Source organism: Chryseobacterium angstadtii (genome assembly GCF_001045465.1).
Lineage (GTDB): Bacteria > Bacteroidota > Bacteroidia > Flavobacteriales > Weeksellaceae > Chryseobacterium > Chryseobacterium angstadtii.
Window position 1 is genome coordinate 55,249 of sequence record NZ_LFND01000005.1, and the last position, 19,775, is coordinate 75,023.

General features: G+C 37.6%; 17 protein-coding genes. 8 read left to right on the forward strand and 9 right to left on the reverse strand.

What is annotated here, in order from left to right:
- Positions 1-214 precede the first annotated feature (214 nt).
- Positions 215-1,900: a sensor histidine kinase gene (locus ACM46_RS15180; RefSeq protein ID WP_241486027.1), complete on the forward strand. Its 1,686-nt coding sequence runs from the start codon at positions 215-217 to the stop codon at positions 1,898-1,900.
- Positions 1,901-1,905: 5 nt separating this feature from the next.
- Entirely contained in the window at positions 1,906-2,553 is a 648-nt protein-coding gene (locus tag ACM46_RS15185; protein ID WP_241486028.1) for a response regulator transcription factor, read from the forward strand.
- A gap of 727 nt (positions 2,554-3,280) precedes the next feature.
- On the opposite strand, the gene ACM46_RS15190 is transcribed toward ACM46_RS15185, so the two are convergent.
- Together ACM46_RS15190 and ACM46_RS15195 are read right to left on the reverse strand one after the other, a co-directional pair.
- Positions 3,281-4,597, reverse strand: coding sequence for a sensor histidine kinase (locus tag ACM46_RS15190; protein ID WP_048507541.1), 1,317 nt, complete (start codon positions 4,595-4,597; stop codon positions 3,281-3,283).
- Positions 4,598-4,619: 22 nt separating this feature from the next.
- Positions 4,620-5,963 (reverse strand): sigma-54-dependent transcriptional regulator, encoded by a 1,344-nt coding sequence (locus tag ACM46_RS15195; protein WP_048507542.1) that lies wholly within the window; start codon positions 5,961-5,963, stop codon positions 4,620-4,622.
- Between the two features lie 205 nt (positions 5,964-6,168).
- Between ACM46_RS15195 and ACM46_RS15200 the strand changes: the two genes are divergently transcribed.
- From ACM46_RS15200 to ACM46_RS15215, 4 genes are all read left to right on the forward strand, one after another.
- On the forward strand, positions 6,169-7,410 hold the full coding sequence (locus ACM46_RS15200) for an efflux RND transporter periplasmic adaptor subunit (protein ID WP_048507543.1): 1,242 nt from the start codon (positions 6,169-6,171) through the stop codon (positions 7,408-7,410).
- Between the two features lie 35 nt (positions 7,411-7,445).
- Positions 7,446-8,168 (forward strand): ABC transporter ATP-binding protein, encoded by a 723-nt coding sequence (locus ACM46_RS15205; protein WP_048507544.1) that lies wholly within the window; start codon positions 7,446-7,448, stop codon positions 8,166-8,168.
- A 132-nt stretch (positions 8,169-8,300) separates the two neighbouring features.
- Positions 8,301-10,715 carry an ABC transporter permease gene (locus ACM46_RS15210; RefSeq protein WP_048507545.1) on the forward strand — a complete coding sequence of 805 codons (2,415 nt, stop codon included), beginning with the start codon at positions 8,301-8,303 and terminating at the stop codon, positions 10,713-10,715.
- Positions 10,716-10,822: 107 nt separating this feature from the next.
- Complete coding sequence (locus ACM46_RS15215; protein WP_048507546.1) at positions 10,823-12,118, forward strand: TolC family protein; 1,296 nt, start codon at positions 10,823-10,825, stop codon at positions 12,116-12,118.
- A gap of 351 nt (positions 12,119-12,469) precedes the next feature.
- On the opposite strand, the gene ACM46_RS15220 is transcribed toward ACM46_RS15215, so the two are convergent.
- The 6 genes from ACM46_RS15220 to budA form a co-directional block, all read right to left on the reverse strand.
- A complete protein-coding gene (locus ACM46_RS15220) occupies positions 12,470-12,709 on the reverse strand; it encodes a hypothetical protein (protein ID WP_048507547.1) in 240 nt (79 codons plus the stop codon).
- Positions 12,710-12,920: 211 nt separating this feature from the next.
- Entirely contained in the window at positions 12,921-13,934 is a 1,014-nt protein-coding gene (locus tag ACM46_RS15225; protein ID WP_048507548.1) for a zinc-binding alcohol dehydrogenase family protein, read from the reverse strand.
- Positions 13,935-13,973: 39 nt separating this feature from the next.
- On the reverse strand, positions 13,974-14,285 hold the full coding sequence (locus ACM46_RS15230) for a putative quinol monooxygenase (protein WP_048507549.1): 312 nt from the start codon (positions 14,283-14,285) through the stop codon (positions 13,974-13,976).
- Positions 14,286-14,305: 20 nt separating this feature from the next.
- Positions 14,306-15,319 (reverse strand): hypothetical protein, encoded by a 1,014-nt coding sequence (locus ACM46_RS15235; protein WP_131707610.1) that lies wholly within the window; start codon positions 15,317-15,319, stop codon positions 14,306-14,308.
- A 98-nt stretch (positions 15,320-15,417) separates the two neighbouring features.
- Complete coding sequence (locus tag ACM46_RS15240) at positions 15,418-16,821, reverse strand: L-dopachrome tautomerase-related protein (RefSeq protein ID WP_048507551.1); 1,404 nt, start codon at positions 16,819-16,821, stop codon at positions 15,418-15,420.
- Between the two features lie 30 nt (positions 16,822-16,851).
- Positions 16,852-17,622 (reverse strand): acetolactate decarboxylase, encoded by a 771-nt coding sequence (budA, locus tag ACM46_RS15245; RefSeq protein ID WP_048507552.1) that lies wholly within the window; start codon positions 17,620-17,622, stop codon positions 16,852-16,854.
- Positions 17,623-17,724: 102 nt separating this feature from the next.
- On the opposite strand from budA, the gene ACM46_RS15250 reads away from it, so the two are divergent.
- Complete coding sequence (locus tag ACM46_RS15250; RefSeq protein ID WP_048507819.1) at positions 17,725-18,573, forward strand: AraC family transcriptional regulator; 849 nt, start codon at positions 17,725-17,727, stop codon at positions 18,571-18,573.
- A gap of 123 nt (positions 18,574-18,696) precedes the next feature.
- Positions 18,697-19,209, forward strand: a complete 513-nt coding sequence (locus ACM46_RS15255; protein ID WP_048507553.1) for a thermonuclease family protein — start codon at positions 18,697-18,699, stop codon at positions 19,207-19,209.
- Between the two features lie 113 nt (positions 19,210-19,322).
- Here the strand turns inward: ACM46_RS15255 and ACM46_RS15260 are convergent, their stop codons facing one another.
- A complete protein-coding gene (locus ACM46_RS15260) occupies positions 19,323-19,739 on the reverse strand; it encodes a hypothetical protein (RefSeq protein WP_048507554.1) in 417 nt (138 codons plus the stop codon).
- Positions 19,740-19,775 lie beyond the last annotated feature (36 nt).

A 19,775-nucleotide genomic window follows, 5' to 3' on the forward strand; every position in this document is an offset into this window, starting at 1 on the left:
CAAAATTTAATTAAATTCTTGTGTTTATCAGTGATTTACTATTACCATAAAGACAAAAATTACTTTAACTTTGCTAATTGAATGATATACACTCATTGCTAAGTTTTAAGTAATGTTATGATATCAATTAAAACTAATACCGGAAGAATTAAATAATCAGAGAGTTAACCTAGCTGACATCACAGATATGAAATATAAATTCTTAAATTTTAAATTGAGAAAGATTGTTCATTACTCACTAATTCTATGTATTCTATTGATACAGGTTATTATAGCCGTATTCTTTTACAATGAATTCGTGAATGAGAAGAAACTGAATTTCATCAAAAAACAATTAGAGGAAAGCAGAGCTTTGGGTGGTTTAACGGATAATTCCAGAAAAGATTTTCTGGATGCCCAAAACTATCTTCAGAAATATATGGTCAGCCAGGATGGTGATGATCTGAAATTATATTTTAAATCACTCGGAAAACTGAAAAGTAATTTCGACAAAATAGATGAATACAAAGGCATACGGCCCAGAGTGAAAACAAGTCTTGCCCAGCAGAAAAAAGATACGCTGGGAAAAGCAAGGATGAAAACGATGCTGGATTCTGCCTACCAATCTTCTCTGAACCCTCCTGCAAGAATTGAAGATAAACCGTATGAGCTGAAAAAGTACAAGAATAATTTCGAAAATATGACGATTGAGACCCATACCTATTCTGATACCATCAAAAAGAAAGGTTTCATGGGACGTTTAAAAGATGCCATATCCGGAAAAGTAGAAGTTCAGAAAGAAAATACGGTCATCACGCTGACCAATAATAAAACGCTTGATCTTGCCCATGTAAAATCCGAAATGGATAGTACCATAAAGTCTATGGACAAACATTATACAGCCGAGATTAAGAAAGTACAGCAGAACGCCGTAAAGAGCCAGAAGGATAATACCTATTTTTACAATAATTTCAATAAACTACTGGTTTACAGTAACGGACTTATCAATGTTTATGAAAGTGCCATTAGGGATTTTAAAGCACAGCTAGAGAAAGAATACAACAAACAGGTTTCAGATAACAGTGAAATCAGAACCTCTCTGGTGCTCGGATTAATGATCTTAATGTTCATTGTTTCCATCCTGATCATGTATCTCACAAGAATGGCGTTTATCTACGAAAAGAAACTGAATGCGGCCAACGAAGAGATTAAGAAAAGTCTCACTTTCAAAAACAGAATTTTGGGAATGCTGAGCCATGAGCTGATGTCTCCGTTAAAGATTATTAATATTTTTATCGACAAGATCAATAGAACAACAAAAGATGAGACCACGAAAGATTATTTGAAGTCAATAAAATTTACCAACAGTACCCTTTTGATCCAGTCTAATCAGATTTTGGAATATACTAAGAACCAGGAAGCTCCAAAAAAACTGATTAGTACGGTTTTTAATCTTAAAGATGAAATTAATTCTATTACCACAGCTATTACGCCTTATATAGAAACCAGAAATAATAAATTTATAGTAACAGACAGAATACCTGCAGACCTTATCGTCAATTCAGACAACATAAAAATGAACCAGATTTTCATGAATATTCTGGGAAATGCCAATAAATTTACAGAAAACGGACAGATTGAACTTACTATGGCCACGGAAATGGTCAACGAAAATACAGTCTCCCTGATGACTACGGTAGGAGATACTGGAGTAGGAATTTCCGAATCTGATCTGGCGAAAATTTTTGAACCTTACTATCAGGGAATGATTTCAGATGAAATTAATAATTTTGGAGCGGGATTAGGACTGAGCTTATGTAAGGAAATAATAGAACTCTTCGATGGAGACATCTCCGTTTCAAGTAAGCTGCATAAAGGAACAAAAGTAACATTCAGTATCAATTTAAATATGAATAAATAATGGAAATGCCTGTTGAAAACAAGGAAATTGTATTTCTTTTAGCGGATGATCACAGCATTGTACGTCAGGGAATGGCCATTCTTATTGATGAAATTGTTCCCAATGCTACAATACACCACACTTCCTCCTTGCTGCAGATTGTAGAGCTGATAACATCCAAAGGAATAGAGATTGCTGTGATTGATGCCCATTTTCCGGACGGAAACAGTCTGCATATCTTATCGCAGATGAAAAACGCCAATCCGGATATTAAAATTCTCATTTTTTCAGGTCTTGAAGAAGATCTGCATGTTCTGAAATTTATAAAAGCGGGAGCCAACGGATATGTAAGTAAATTGAGTGATGAAGATGAAATAAGACAGGCTATTTCAGATATTGTTCACAAAGGAGAATATTTTTCTGATCTTTCCCGGAATTTATTGATACAGTACGTTCACAATCCGAATCTCATTAATCCATTGAGTCGCTTAACCAACAGGGAATTGCAGATCGCAGAAATGTATGCCGATGGTTATGGAAATCTGGAAATATCTAATCACTTGAATATCAAACAAAATACAGTTAGTACGATCAAGAAAAATATATTTGAAAAATTAAAAATAGAAAATCTTGTTGAGCTGATTGACCTGATCAAAACCCACCATAAAATATAGGATTTTTAAAACCTGAACTTCATTTATTCTTTATTCAAGCTATTTCGCCGATAAACATCTATGCTTTTATCGATATATATCGATGCCTTTCGTAAATATTTTTATCATGGAATGTTGTTACTTTGTACCAACAAAAACAACAAATGAAAAAAAGAGCAGATGAATTAAGAATGCTTTTAGGCTTTCTTAATTTTCTGCGGATGACTCCACAATAATTATGGGTGTGAAAATAATAAAACTATAATTATTGAAAACCTAAGTGATGAAATAAATATAAGTGTATGAATAACCTTGGGCTAGGCTTCTTGAAGACAGACCTTAAAAAAACACAAATTATTATAAAGAAGTAAATAGTTTTTGGTGATTGTACAGAAAAAATGAGGCTGCTTGTGATGGGCAGCCTCTTTTCGTATAAAAGATTGTCGTTATAAGCAGGTAATTTTTTAATCATTACATATGCATTTCCTTCATCAGAATCAACATCGTTGATTCCATCTTAGCTTCTCTTTGTAAGCAGCATAATAATTTTCTTTGCGTTAAAAAGAACTTTATCTCCTCTGCACAATCCATACTCAGTTTTGTAGATTTTAACGGATCAGGAGCAATAGTTGCGAGTAAACAAAAAATAATTGCTCTCGCAGATGACACAGATAGAGCAGATTAACAAAATTGAAAATCTTCATCATCCGATTAATCTGCGCGAAATTAAAAAAAATACGAGTTTTTTCTATTGTAAAAACCACATTTCAAAAGAGCTTCCTTCTTCCTGTGCATGATAGATGAGGTAGCCACGGTGGGCTTCCATAATACTTTTGGAAAGGGTTAAACCAATTCCGGAGCCGCCGTTTCTTGTGGTAAAAAACGGAAGGAATATTTTATTTTTAATCTCATTGGTAATACCCGAACCATTGTCCGTTAACGTTAAAATAACCCTGTTGTTTTGAGACCTTATAGCTGTTGTAATGATCTTTTCTTCCTTTTCTGAAACCGCAAATATAGCGTTGAGATAAAGATTGATAATGCATCGTTCAATCATTTTTACATCAGCGGAAACAAAATGTTCTTCTAAATTTAAAACCACCTGAATATGGTTCTTTTCAAATTCATGTTTTAAGAAATCGACTGCAGATTCTGTAATTGTTTTCAGCGATACATTTTTAAGGATCGGTTTGGGAAGCTCGGCCACCTGGCGGTAATTGTCAACGAAATTGAGGAGCTGCTTTGATTTCGAAGTGATAATCATCAGGCTTTCTTTCATTTCTTCCTGATCATCTTTATTCACCATATCCTGATTACTGATATATTCCAGATTTTGGATAAGACTGTTCACCGGAGTTAATGTATTTAAAAGCTCATGAGAAATCACTTTCATAAGGTTGTTCCAGGCCAGTTTTTCTTTCTGTTCAATGATTTTCTGAACAGATTCCAAAGTAATGATGAAAAAACTGTGCTGAACATTTTTCACCTGCTTTGTTCTCATGGAAAAAGACTGTTTCGCATTCTGGCGGATAGAAATATCAAGAAATTCCTGCCAGCTTTCATAGTTGGTCTCCTCAATAATTTTATAAAACTCAGGAATTTTAGTGGCATAGAGCTTCCATGAATTGTATTTTGGAATTTCAAGAATATTCAGGAAGGTAGGATTCACGTAAAACACCTTCCATTCCTTATCGGTTTCTGATAAAATCATCAGACCGGTATCTATTTGATCTAAAATACTTTCATACAGCAGCTTATAGGAAGACAGAGAAAGATGTTCATTTTTGCTCTGGTAGTAGAGCTGCACACTGCTGTTCATGAGCTCTGAACCTTTTTCTTTTGGAAATAGGGAAAAATCCTTTTTGATGATGGATTGAATAATTTTCTCTGCTTTTGTTATTTGAGATAAAAATGAGGAATTGGCTAAAATGACTAAAATCAGCATCAATGCAGAAAAAAGAAGCACATTGATCCATTTTTCCAACAGGAAAAAATGATAGCCCAGTATTCCGCAGACGATGGCCAATAAAATATAAATCAGCCAGATGTAATTATTTTTACTCATTGAAATGTATTTATAGATTCAATTATAATCCGAACTTTTCCATTCTTCTGTACAAAGCTGCTCGTGAGAGTCCCAGATCTTCTGCCGCCAAAGATATGTTGCCCTGATGCTTTTTTAGTGCTTTTTTGATGAGTACTTCTTCCATGTCTTCAATATTCAGGTTAGTGATTGTGCTTTCCTGTTCTTCCAGTTGAGGCATCAGCAGCTGAAGAATTTTATCATTGGATAAAATCACACTCCGTTCTATGCAGTGGTCCAGTTCACGGATATTTCCGGGCCATGGATAGTTTTTTAACTGGGATACTAAATTTTCGGATAATTCTAAATTCGGCTTATGGTATTTCTGCTTATACCGGTCCAGGAAATAGGTAGCCAGAAGAGTGATGTCTTCCTGTCTTTCCCTCAAAGCGGGAATGTTCACTTCCACCGTATTGATTCTGTAGTATAAATCCTGCCGGAAACGGTTCTCCGCTACTGCTTTTTTCAGGTTCTCATTGGTCGCGAATATAAAACGGACATCCAGCATTCTTTCCTTTGTTTCACCGATTCTGGAGAGTTTTCTGTTTTGAATCAGACTAAGCAGTTTGGTCTGGAGCTGAAGAGGAAGGTTGCCAATTTCGTCCAGAAAAACGGTTCCGTTCTGAGTGTTTTCTATTTTTCCCGCATAATCCTGGTGAGCGTCTGTAAAAGCTCCTTTTTTATATCCGAATAATTCCGCTTCAAAAAGATTCTCAGAAATACTTCCCAAATCAATATGTACAAAAGGCTCATTCTTTCTGTCGGACTGCTCATGAATAGATTCTGCCAAAACATATTTTCCCGTTCCGTTTTCACCCAGAAGAAGGACGTTGGCGTCAGTAGGAGAAACTTTTTTTATCTGTTCAAGAATTTCCTGCATTTTAGGTGAATGACTCTCCAGCTGATACTGATTGCTCTTTTGATTGATATTTTCCCATTGGCTCAGCTTTTTATTCTTCCGTGAAAGATCTACCGCGAGATTCACAGAGGCATATAGTTTTTCGTTATTCCATGGTTTGAGGATAAAATCCGATGCTCCTTTTTTTAAACCTTCAATCGCTAATTCCACTTCACCGTAAGCCGTCATCAGAATGACAGGAAGCTGTGGTTCAAGGGTTTTGATCTCATTCATCCAGTACAGGCCATCCTGACCGCTTTCAAATCCTTTCCGGAAATTCATATCCAGAACAACCGCATCGATCTGATGTTCAACGATAAATTTCAGAACTTTTGCGGGCTGGCTGAGACAGCTTACTTCCGAGAAAAATTTCTTCAGCCAGACTCTCGCAGAAAATAAAATATCTTCATCATCATCAACAATCAATATATGGGCTTCTTTTTTACGCATATCATTAAAAAAATTAATTGAACAGAGAACTCATTACACAAATTTAAAGCTTAAGTGTTCATTTTCGAACAAAAAGTGTCCGATAATGAACAGTTTTAACCAATGGCTTTCAAGCTTTATTTCAGACTGTCAGTCACTTACAGATTTATAATTTACTGGCATTTGGATTGTGTAATTAATTGTAAGCAAACGAGTTATCTTAATTATGGATACGAAAATAGTAAAAAAGAAATCTACATTGAAAATTGTTTTAATCGGATTGATCATTATAGTGGCAGGATCACTGTTCAGTCTGTATTTCATGAAACAGAAAAAGACGTATAATATTTCAGCGGAAGACATTCAGACAGAAGAAGTCACCCGTGGAAAATTTGAAGACATGCTGATGCTCACAGCACAGACCCAATCTTTAAACTCATCCCTGGTGAATGTTCTGGAAGGTGGTGCCATAAAGGAAAAGTTTGCAGAAGACGGGCAAATCCTCACGAAAGGAGAACCTATTGCAAGAGTCTACAATCCGAATACAGAATTTAATTATCTGAATCAGGAAACGGGAATCATGCAGCAGATCAGCCAGATGAGAAGTACGCTTCTTGAACTTAAAAATCAGGAATTCGTTCAGGACAAGGAACTGTTGCAGTCCCAGAATGATTATAATACGGCTTTACAGTCGTTCAATCTGCAGAAACGTCTTTATGAGGCTGAGATCGGCAAAAAGACAGATTATGACATCAGCCTGCAGAACCTGAATTACCAGAAACAAAGAAAATCAATCGTAGAAAAGGGAGCTTTTAACGAAAAAAAATCCAGAAACTCACAAATGGCTGCCATTAATTCTTCTATTGCTCAAATGGAGAAAAGCCGTCAGATTCTGCACTCCAATAAAAATAATTTCCTCATCATGGCTCCTGCTTCAGGAAGGCTGTCCTCATTTAATGTTTCGATAGGTGAAAACCTGACAACGGGCCAGAGTATTGGTAAAATTGATTTGATGGACGGTTATAAATTAGTGGCCAAAGTAGATGAATACTACATCAATAAGCTTCAAAACGGAATCAAAGGAAGTCTGGATAACGACGGTAAATCTTACCAGGTGATCATCACTAAAATTTTACCGGAAGTAAAAGACGGACAGTTTTCTGTAGAACTTAACTTTACAGATGTAAAACCACAAAACCTGAAAATAGGGATGACCTTTGGTGTAAAGCTTAAACTTTCTGCTGATACCCAGAGTGTAATGATTCCAAAAGGGAACTTCTATAAAGATACCAACGGAAAATGGATCTTCGTGGTAAAAGGAAACAAAGCAGAAAAAAGAAACGTTGTTTTAGGGCGCGAAAATCCTTTATTTTACGAAGTAGTTTCAGGACTGAAAAGCGGGGAAACAGTGATTACATCTGACTATTCAGATATTAAAAAATACGAAATTCTTGAGATTAAAAAATAAAAATAATTAACCTTCACATTTAAATAAGAATTACAATGATCAACGTTCAGAATCTTTCTAAAATCTATAAAACTGAAGATGTACAGACCAATGCTTTGAATAACATCAGCCTTCATATCAAAGAAGGGGAGTTTGTAGCCATAATGGGGCCTTCAGGTTGCGGGAAATCTACATTTCTTAATATTCTGGGTCTGCTGGATGATGCTTCTGCAGGATCTTACAAATTTGCGGAAGTGGAAACGGTAAAAGCAGGAGAAAAAAAGAAATCGGCTATCCGGAAGAAAAATATAGGCTTCATTTTCCAGAATTTTAATCTGATAGATGACCTTACAGTGTATGAAAATATAGAACTCCCATTAATTTATAACGGTGTTTCCTCATCTGAAAGAAAAAGAAGGGTAGAGGAAATCATGGAGCAAATCAATATCGGACACCGTGCCAGGCATTATCCACAGCAGCTTTCGGGAGGTCAGCAGCAGAGGGCGGCCGTTGCAAGAGCTCTGGTGACAAAACCCCAGTTGATTCTTGCCGATGAACCTACCGGAAACCTTGACAGTTCCAACGGAAATGAGGTGATGAATCTTCTGGCAGAGCTTCACAGAGAAGGCTCCACCATTGTAATGGTAACGCACTCTTCTTACGATGCAGGATTTGCTTCCAGAATTGTGAATATGAAGGATGGTGAAATATTCAATGAAGAACATGCTTCCCAAAGAAGGGATGTCTTTGAAAAGGCGGATGCGCAGGAGCTCCAATAACCGGAACATTCTTTAACTCATTATATTGTAAAAAACTAATAACCGTGGAACTCACTTTCCCGGATGGCAGGTGTGTTTTAGACCTGAATCTTCCCGGAAATATACCTTCATTACTTACAAAATTATACGATCATGCTTAATAACTGGCTTAAAATTGCTTTTATCAATTATAAAAAGAACTGGCTGTCTACTGCAATCAATTTATTTGGTCTTACGGTTGGTCTTACGGGATTCATGCTGATTCTGCTGCATTGGAATGATGAAGAGTCATTCGAAAAATGGAATCCTGAAAAAGATAAGATCTTCTATTTCCAAAGTCATTACAAGAAAGATAATTCTTACGGGAATAACATATCTGTTCCTATGGCAAGACGTGCCAAAGACGTCATTCCGGGCGTCGAGGATTATGTCCTGTTCAATGGTTCAGGAATAGGGCTTAAAATGACGACCAAAAACAAAACAGTCTATCAGCAGGAAGGAATGACCGCTACGGAAAGTTTTTTCAAATTCTTTCCTTTTAAACTGGTTTCCGGAACCTATAAAAATGCGTTGAAAGGAGAAGGCGTTATTGCATTGTCTACCACTGCGGCTAAAAATCTTTTCGGGACAACCAATGCTGCCGGAGAAAGTGTGAAATTTGATGGTAAAAACTATGTGGTAACTGCTGTTTATGAGCTGCCGAAAGAAAACAGCCAGATCAAACCTGAATTCATTATCAATCCTGTAGAGCAGATTAAAAATGATGAGAAGAACTGGGGGAATTTCAATTACGGATGCTTTTTTATGCTTAAAAAGGGGACTGATCTTATCACTTTACAGCAGAAATTTTTAACCGAAATTTTTGAATACAGAGCCAAACTGGACAAGGATTCCAATGGCATGACCCCTCAGCAGTATCTGGATCTCTATGGCCCTACAGGAAGCTTATTTACGCCTCTTGATGAGGTAAAACTTCACGCAAAGGCATCATGGTTTGGAGCGCCTGATTTCAAAACAATCTTGATCCTGTTCAGCCTTTCTGTCCTGATCGTTGTTTTATCAGCTATTAATTTCATCAATCTGAAGACTGCACAGGCCTCTCAGCGGGCTAAAGAAATCGGGGTAAGAAAAGCTATTGGCAGTACGAGAACCAACCTTATTGTTCAGTTTTTACTGGAAACGTTTGTTCTTTGCATCGCTTCGTATTTTCTTTCATTAGCTTTAACAGAGCTTCTTTTACCAGCCTTCAACAAGTTTTTTGATAAGGAAATGAAGATGAATGACTGGCATATCTACTTTTATTCCTTTGTCATGGTCATTATGGTAACATTGATCTCCGGATTGATTCCGGCCATCTATCTGTCCAACTTCAAAGCCATAGAAACCCTGAAAGGAAATTTCGCAAGAAGCAAACACGGAATCTGGCTGAGAAACGGAATTCTGACGTTACAGCTTATCATCTCATCTTTCTTTATTATTGGCGGATTGATCGTGAATCAGCAGGTGAAACACATGATGAACAAAGATCTCGGCTACAACGGGAAGCAGATTTTGATTATCAACTTCAATGACCCTAATCCAAAACCCTGGCTGAAATACGAAAGATTAAGAACCGAAATGAGCAAGATACAGGGAGTAGCTGAAATTTCTTATGGAGAAATTGTTCCGGGAAGTAATAGATCCAGCAGTTCCAATGTTGATTTTATGGACCAAAGTATTCAGGCTCAACACGGATCTATGGATTACAATTATCTGCAGTTTATGAATGTAAAACTGAAAAAAGGACGCTGGCTGGATCCGAATCTTAGTTCTGACACCATCAACAATGCCTTAGTCAACGAGGCTTTTGTGAAGAAATTCGGCTGGAAAGATGACGAAGCTTTAAAGAATGAGATCCGTCCGGGATTCGACAGCATAAAATATCATATTGTAGGCATCGTGAAAGATTTCAATATCAGAAGTTTGAGATCGAAGATAGAACCCATTGTGTTTTTTCATTATAAGGAAACAGGCTGGAAAAGAATGAATATTTATAACATTCAGATTAAAATAAAACCGGATGATATCGACGGAACTGTACAAAGAATTAAGAAATACTGGTCAGGATCAGTAGAACCGGGATATCCTATGGATTACTTTTTTGTGGATCAGAAATTTGCCAAAACTTTTGAAAAATACCAAAAACAGCAAACTCTTTTCACCATTCTGAATGCGATGGTTTTGATGGTGGCGTTGTTAGGCTTATTTGCCCTTTCTTCATTAATGATTGAACAGAAACTGAAAGATGTGGCTATTAAAAAAACTTTAGGAGCTTCAGACGGAATTTTAATCATGGGATTGACAAAACAATTCCTTTGGATTACTTTAACAGCGGTTATTATCAGCGTTCCGATCAGTTATTATCTGATGAGCGAATGGCTGAAAGACTTTGCTTACAGAATAGATATGCCGGTTTGGCCATTTATTATCAGTCTTCTTACGCTGCTTGTTCTAACATTTGCTGTGGTGAGCATCAAAGCCTATAAAGCAACAAAAGTAAGTCTTGTGAAGTATCTTAAATACGAATAATATTCACTTCCCTTTACAATACACTGAGTTCGGATAAGATATTTTGCTTTTAACGATATTATAAAGCCAGAAGCCTATTCCGGACTCAATTTAAATTCATCTTACACATGAAAAATCTAATCTTCCTATTTTTTGTGGGGCTATTTCCTGCACAGCAATCGTGGAATCTTCAGCAATGTCTGGATTATGCTGCCGCCAATCATCCGCTGGTTAAACAGGCAACAGTGAATATAAAGAAAAATGATCATCAGATAGCTGCCTCAAAAGGAATGTTATTGCCTTCTGTAGAGGCTGGCATTGATCATAGCTATAGTTTTGGATCGTCAATTAATCAGTCCAGTAACCAGAGAGAAGTGCTGAATACACAATACGACCAGCTGAAGGCTCAGGCTGATATTGAGCTTTTCAACTGGCGGAATTATGTGAATATTTCCCTGTCAAAACTCAACAAGGAAACCAGCTCCTACAGGCTTAAAAAGGCTCAGAATGAAGTGAAGCTGAATGTCATTCAAACCTTTTTCATCTACCAAAACAGCAAAAGCTGGCTCGATGTTCTGGAAACTCAGATTTCAGGGATTGAAGAGCAAATCAAGCGGACTGAAAAAGAAGTCGAAATAGGAAGCCGCTCAAAAAGCGATATTTATGACATAAAAGCCAACCTGGGGACGTTGCAGGAGCAATGGGTAAGCGCAAAAAATCAACGTGATCTGGCTAAAATAAATCTTCTTAACGCTTTAGCCATTCCTCAGGATTCTATAGATTTTGTGGCTACTGATGAGGAGGCTTTAGCGGAAGATGATTTCAATCAGCCTGATTTTACCAAAAGGTTACTGGAAAATAATCCGGCATACCAGACTGTTCTTGCGGAGATCAAAGCTCAGGAAAAAACGGTAGAGCTCGCAAGGGCAGCTTATTTACCAACCCTGAACGGAAGTTATAGTTGGTCTACTTTTTATAATAAATCTTTAAATAATAATGCTTCCACCACCAGTTTTTCAGATCAGTTGAGTCAAAACAAAAATCAATCGGTGTCTTTTGGACTTAGTATTCCGATTTTTAATAAATTTCAGGTCAAAAACAATGTGGAAGTTGCCAAATTGAATGTGATCAATTCTGCGTATGATAAAGAATTGATCGTCAACAATCTTACCCAAAGCATCAATTCCATAAAAGCACAATATATAAATGCTCAGGAAAAATATACTCTTTTAGAGGCTAATTTTGAAAATCAGAAACTGTCTTTTCAGAAATCAGAAGAAAAATATAAAGAAGGTCTGATGGATGCGTATACTTTCTTTGTGGTGAGAAACAACTGGCTGCAGGCTAATTATAACCTGATCAACAGTAGAAACGACGTTATCCAGCAGACGGAAATGCTGAAAGTACTGAAGAGCGGATTATAATCGACTGTTGTAAATAACCTGAGAGTTCGGGATAATGATGTAAGGAAGTCAGAAGCTCGAAGAGGGAAGTTATTGAAGTCCAAATATAGAAATGCGGGTGTGTTTTTATTAATATTTTTAAAACCACTTCAATAAGTATAAAGAAATTGTTAAATACTTACCGTCCAATAGTAGCTTCCATCCTCCATCTTCCTTCTTTTAATCTTAATTTCTTATTCCGAACTCAGGTCAAATATCGCATCATCCTATGAAATTCAAATGAGGCTGCCTCACTTTTGAGACAGCCTCATTTTCTGTACTTTTATTAAAGTATGATGGTAATAGTATAAAAAAATCTCTGGTTTATTGCTTTTAAGGATGAATCACTACAGGAGTTCCACCGCAAGTTGCATTACAAACATCGTACGGACCAGGGCCTAGCGGTAAATCAGTTTGGGCTTGGTAGAATCCGAGACAGCAGTTGAAACATGTGGAGAACTCAGCATTTTCCCAGCTGCCACAAGGACCGGCAGAAACACCTCCGGTGATATTTTTCAGTTTTGATCGGTCCAAAGTTTCCGCTCCCGGGATAGTTAATTTTAAATTTTTCATAGTAATAGATTTTAGTCACTCAAATATAATAATAAATTTCAAACAAGAGTGATAAATTTTGATTTAATGTGTTGATTTAAAATTGATTAATGTTATGTTAAATGATTTTACTTGAGAAATGTTTATTCTAAAGTGGTATTGAAAAATAGGATGCCTGCATTCAAATAGATTGCAGGCCCCTGTTCATAAATGTGGAAATGGAAATTTTCAATTAAAATTTAATCACTGTTTTGCCTATTGCTTTTCCGCTTTCCTGAAGTTCATGGGCTGCTTTCAGATGATCTGCCGTAAAACCTGTATACATCTTACCCAGAGTAGTTTGTAAAGTGCCGTTATCAATAAGTTCAGCCACTTTGTCCAGAATTTTATGCTGTTCCTCCATATCATCAGTCTGAAAAGTAGACCGGGTAAACATCAGTTCCCAATGAAAACTGACACTTTTACCTTTTAGCAGACGAAGATCTACAGGCTGTCCGGGATCACTTATAGAACCAATCCGTCCCTGAGGTTTAATCAGCTGTACAAAATCATTCCAGTATTGGTTGACATTCACAAAATCTACAATGAAATCTACCGTTTCAAAACCTGCTTCTTTCACTTCTTCTGCCAGATCATGATGATTCACTACATAATCGGCACCCATATTTTGGCACCATTCAATGGTTTCAGGTCTGGAGGCTGTCGTAATCACCTTCAGTCCTAAGACCTTTTTGGCAATTTGTATCGCAATGGAACCTACGCCGCCGGCACCACCAATAATCAGAATGCTTTTGCCCTGGTCTTTTTCGGGAGAAAGATGCATCCGGTCAAAGAAAAGTTCCCAGGCAGTAAGAGCCGTTAAAGGAATGGCAGCAGCTTCCTCTGTACTTATGTTTTGAGGAGCATGCCCCACAATCCGTTCATCCACCAGCTGATATTCCTGATTGCAGCCATCACGTGTAATAGCTCCGGCATAGTATACCTTATCACCTTTTTTAAAAAGAGATACCCCGTCACCAATGGCTTCTACTGTGCCTGCGGCATCCCATCCTATAATTTTGGGTTCATTGCTTACCTGATCTTTAAGGCTGTTCTGACGTACTTTGTAATCAACAGGGTTTACCGCAATAGCTTCTATTTTGACCAGAATATCTCTTCCGGTAGGTTGAGGGATTTCTTTTTCAAATTCAATAAAGCTTTCCGGTTCCGAAATAGCCAGTGATTTTTTAAATCCGATTGCTTTCATAGGAGAGTGTTTTATACTTTGATAATGTACGATATTTAATTAGGACTCAATATCCGAAACCGGGTTCAGTTCAATAAGCTGTATAGGCTCACTCATCAGCTCGCCGGTCTGTGCAGCAAAATTTTTAAAATGAATCGTTTGGGTGTGAAATTCAAAGGCAGCCGTGTCCTTAAATGCTTCCCGCATATAAAAGGTTCCTTTATTATTTTTATCCTCAAAAAGAATATAGTAAAGACATCCGGGCTCACTGCGTGTCGGATTGATCAGTTTTAATAATGCTTCCTTTAAAGCCGCTCTCTTTCCTTCTTTTGCTTTTAAAACAGCTGTTGATATAAATTGTTGATGAATCATAGTAATTTGATTTTTTGGTTTTAAAATTTAATGCCTTTAATTTGATAGTCCGCTTGTGTTTTATCACCACCCAATAATTTTCCGAGATAAGAATTAAGCACATAAATTGTCCCGTTATCTGCAGCATAGGCTGAAGTAGGGAATTCTGTCTGGCCGATCGCCATTTCTTTAACTTTGGACGCGGCAGCCCAGTTACTGGTGCTGGACAGCAAATGTACTTTTCCTTCTGCCAGGCCATTCTCTACCACAATGAGATGGTTTCCACTCCATTCCAGTCCGTCGGGTGCTTTGAAGGCATTATCCAGGCCTGTAATTTCTGTAACACTGCCATTGGAAATAGTAATTTTAAACAGTTTATTGCCCTGTGTATGAGCTGCAATTAAATAGCCGTCTTTGTGATAAACGATCCCGTTAAGTCCAAAACTGCCTGAAGGTGCAGCAAAGGCCGGGTTGGTCACAAAAACTGAAGCATTGTAGTCCTTATCAATTTTGTAAATCACAGGTGAAAAAGAATCTGTAATATAAATGTTTCCGTTGGCATCGGTGGCTATATCATTGGGAAATGCGCCTGCACTGGTTAATGGTTTTAAATTAATCCCTTTAATTATCGAGCCGGTTTTAGCATTATAAATTCCTACATACGCTATCTTTCCTGCTGTACTTCCGTTGGCTCCGCTTTTTTCCGAAGCACCTGCGTCACCGCTTGCTATAATGATTCTGTCATTTGTTTCGTCTGTATATATGCCTAAAGCCGCAATAAGATTGGCATCATTCACTAAAGGAGAGAGCGTTTTGCCGTCAGGGCTCAATGTGTACACCATACCTTTGTTAAAAGAGCTTATAACAAAACGGTTATTTTTATGGTCAAAATCAACCGATTCGGGATAAATACCTTCAGATTTTAAAGAATAGTTTTCCAGAAGAGGAACGGCTGAGGTTTCAGAGTTGTTCTCTTTATCATCGCTGCATGATGAAAGGCTTACTACTACTGCTGCGAGTAGAAAACCAGCCAATGAGTTTATTTTTTTATTCATAAGATTTGTTTTATTTTGTTTATCATTTATCATTTATCATTTATCATTTATCATTTATCATTTATCATTTATCATTTATGAAGAGTAGACCTCTCATACTAAAGTTTCACTCTATAGATAAAATAAGGAGGTTTCCCTTTATCTGCTTCTCCGGAAAAAGCAGGAGTACTGTTCAGCTGATTGACCGAAATGTACAGATAACCGTCTTCAGAAACCGCTACATTATCCGGCCATTTTAATCTTCCGTCTTTAATCAGTTCGGTAAGTTGCCCGTTCGCATCCAGTTTACTGATGCTGTGTCCTCCAAGATTGGTAATATAATGGTTACCGGATTTATCTGTTGCCGCGCCATCGCTTATAGGCTTATCTCCGAATTTTTGGATCGAATTTCCGATAGTGATATCGTCTGAATTGTCTCTGAAGAGTCTGGCAGGAACTTTATACCAGGATGTTCCGTTCATCGAACCAAAGAAAATAGTTTCCCGGTCATTGGAAAGAGTGATGGGATTAACAGCTACGCGTGCCGGTTTTCCACCAAAATCAATTACTTTTCCATCGATAATGATGTCCACATCTTCAGACTGCAAAGAAGCATGCCCGCTGAATCTTCTCGCTTTTTTTGTTTTAAGGTTTAAAGCGATAATACCCGGATTGGCAATACCAGCAAGATAAGCCCAGCCGTTTTTCTCGTCTATGGCCACATCCTGTATAAAACTTCCTTTTGGGGCAATATCAGCAGGAAGTTCAATTTTTTCTGCTACTTTGTTTTTCTTCAGATCAAACCACCAAAGTCGGGTTTTCCCTAATTCCAGACCCATATCTATTACCCACAGTCTGTTTTCTTTATCAACTGTGATGCCTAATGGTGTATCCAGTTGATCATTACTTGCGGGACCTCCGTTCTTTTGTAAAGCTGCGGATGGGAAAGGAACAGGTTTTCCGTTGACGATTTCCACCAGCTGCTGTTTAGGTGCCCCTAAAGGATGAATGGTTGCAAAAACACGTCCGGTACGGCTTACGGCAACATTTCCGGGTCTCACATCATTAAACTGAGCGACTATTTCAAGAGGGTTTCCCTGCTGCTGAAGATAAGAAGCAGTCCCATCCGTCCAGTCTTTGCGGACAGGAGTAAAAAAATCCAGATCTTCAGTACCGTCTTCCAGACAGAAAAACTCATGGGTAATACCCGCCGGAATAATCAGAACGCCACCGGCTTTTACAATGTACTCTTTATTGTTCATCAGAACCTTTACACTGCCTTTTGTGATATAAGTGACCTGTTCATTCGGATGCTGATGGGGCGGGACGTGGGCTCCCTTATCCATTTTCCAGAAGGCGAAAGTACTTTCTGCTCCCGAAACCCATTTACGTTGCAAACCTTTACCGACACTTTCCCAGGTTCCTTTGCTGAAATCGGTGTGTACTATTTTTTGCTGGGCAGGCATCACACCAAAGGAGAATAGGGCCGCAGCCTGAATAAGAATTGATTTTCCGGTATTCATAGTATTGATTGTTTATTTTTTTGAATTAATTTAATATTGTGCTTTAGCTTCGGAAGTCTTCCAGTTTCGCTGGTAGCCTTCGTTGTTCGTGTGAGGCAGTATTACTTCATAGTTGCTTTTTTCATCAAGCTGTATGGTTATTTTTGTATCGGAGAAAGTACCGTCTATCAAATGTCCTCCTGCCGTTTTATCATCCGAGATAAAATGAAAATGAAATGGAGAAAGATCCAGACCGCCTACATAAGGTGGACTATAAAAACCGACAAGAGTTCCTCTGATATTTTGCTTTTTATATTGTGGCCTTGTTTTCATAAAAGTGGCAATTCCGGTGGTATCCTTTTCACTCACTTTTACGGCTCCGCCTAAGGTTAGATTTTCGAATCCGGCTTCTATTTTTATGGCGTAGAAACGGTTTCGGGATGGCAGAAGATGTACAAGTTTCTGTTGTAATTCTGCCACGGTTTTTATCTGTTCTGCCATAATGGATTGATCTTTCCTGAAAAAGGTAAATGAACCGAAAGGAACCTGTCTTTTTTCAGAAGCTGTTTCTACCGATCCGTCTGTAGCCACGCGGAATAGTTGACCATCCAGCTGAATCAGTTCCCCGTCCAGAAAATTATAGGTTCCCAATCCAAAGTCACTTTTTTCTTTCAGCTCTTTTACTGTAATATCGCCTGTATAAACCCCGTTTCTCAGAGCATCCATAGAAGAGTAGTGGTAGATTTTATCTTCAGTTTGCTGGGCATGCAGTGAGGCAGAAAGGAGCGCTGTTATTTTTAAACTGAATATTGCTTTTTTCATAAATCAGAATTTGATAAAGCAAAATTATACTGATTTTTAGCAAGTTATTGGTATATTGTTTCTATGTTTTTGTATATTTTTGCTCATATAAAAACAACAGATATGAACCGGGATGTACTATACCAGCCTTACAGTATCCACTTTGAAACTTTGGATGTATTTCCGGAGAAAGAGAGCCGGAAGAATTTTTTTGAGCTTGTCTTTATTTTATCGGGTACCGGCCGCCATTGCATCAATAAACACAGCTTTGATTATTCCAACAATCATATGTTTCTTCTGACTCCTCAAGACTGCAGCCAGTTTTGGATAGACAGTACCACAAGATTCTTTTTTTTACAGTTCAGCAATATTTATTTAAAGGACAGCAGTATTTCGAAAGATAATATCCAGCGTCTGGAATTTATTATGGAAAATGCGAATCATAAACCGGGCTGTATTTTAAAAAATCAAAGTGATAAAACACTTATTCGTCCTATTGTGGAGGCATTAATCAGGGAAGCGGTGAACAAAGATGTCTATCACAGTGATATTACGGCACAGCTGGTCAATACGCTCATTGTGGTTGTGGCCAGAAATATAGCCAAATACCTGCCTCAAAAAATAGATGAAACCTCCGAATCGCGTATCATCAACATTCTGAATTACATACAAAGTAATATTTATGAGCCGGAAATGATCCGGACGGAAAATATCAGTAAAGCATTTGGGTTTTCAGAAAATTATCTGGGGAAATATTTCAAAAAACACAGCGGGGAAACGCTTCAGTCGTATATCAATAACTATAAAACGACTTTAATAGAACACCGTCTTAAACACAGCGACAGAAGGATTACTGAAATTGCAGATGAATTAGGATTTACAGATGAAAGCCATCTTAATAAATTCTTTAAAGCCCAGCGGGGAAAGAGCCCTAAAGCATTCAGACTGGAATTTATACAACAATCAGCCTAAGTTCTCTAATCCGGTTGAAAATTAATGCTTTTTTATTCTGTATTCAGATAAAAATAAAATGAAGGGTGAATAAAAATTCCTTTCTGGCAGAGGGTTTTCGAAATAAATACCTATTTTCGCGCCATGAGAATATTTCTATATGCATGGTTATGCTTTCCCCTTTCATTGTTCTCACAGACAAAGGCAAAAGTAGTTGGGATTTCAGATGGAGACACGATCACGGTTTTATTAAGCGGAAATGTACAGAAGAAGCTCCGTCTGGCGGAGGTAGACTGTCCTGAAAACCGGCAGCCGTTCGGAAAAAATGCCAAAAAATTCACATCAGATCAGGTTTTTGCGAAACAGATCTTATTTACGGAAACAAAAAAAGACCGCTATGGCCGCTCGGTGGCTAAAGTATATTATGACAACGGAAAATACCTTTCCGCAGAAATTATAAAAGCCGGCTACGGCTGGTGGTATTATGCGTATTCCAAAGATGCTGATCTTGGAGTGATGCAAAATAAGGCAAAAACTAAAAAGCTCGGTTTGTGGCAGGATAAGAAAGCGGTATCGCCGTGGGATTTTCGCAAAGAACAACGGGAAAATACTAAGAAGAAGCGACTTCAGAAACGTTTGGAGCAGCATGCGGCATAAAGAAATCCATTTTCCTTTTTCATTGTACAATAAACAGATAAAAGGCTATTATACAAAACGAAGCCGCGGCAGGAAATGCAGCGGCTTCTCTATATAAAATAATAAACAGGATATTAAGATTCAGCTTTCATCAGTCCGAAACCGGATGTGGCGGGCTCTTTTCCAAAAAGACACGAAAATATATTCTGAAACTCGTGAATGTATCTGCATTTAATAGAGTTTCCAGATATTTTCAAACCTTCCAGAATTTTTTTTGAACTTAAATCAATATCATATTTAATAAACGCTTCCGGCCTTTCATATCGGATTCTCTGTTCAGAACTGTACGTTCGTAGAAAACCGAATTTTTCAAGCCATTCTTCCGTTATCTGAATGGGTTTGATAGCGTCTGCCGGAACTGAAATACTTTGGATATCATTCTCAATTTTCACAAAATAATCATGGTTTCTGCCGTGAAATATTTCAGAGATCGTGTAAGTTTGGTTTTTGTATTCAACTAGGTTTTTAATTTTAAGATCTGCTGCGTTCATAATACTGTGAGTTTAGAAAGGTGTGTAGTAGAAGAT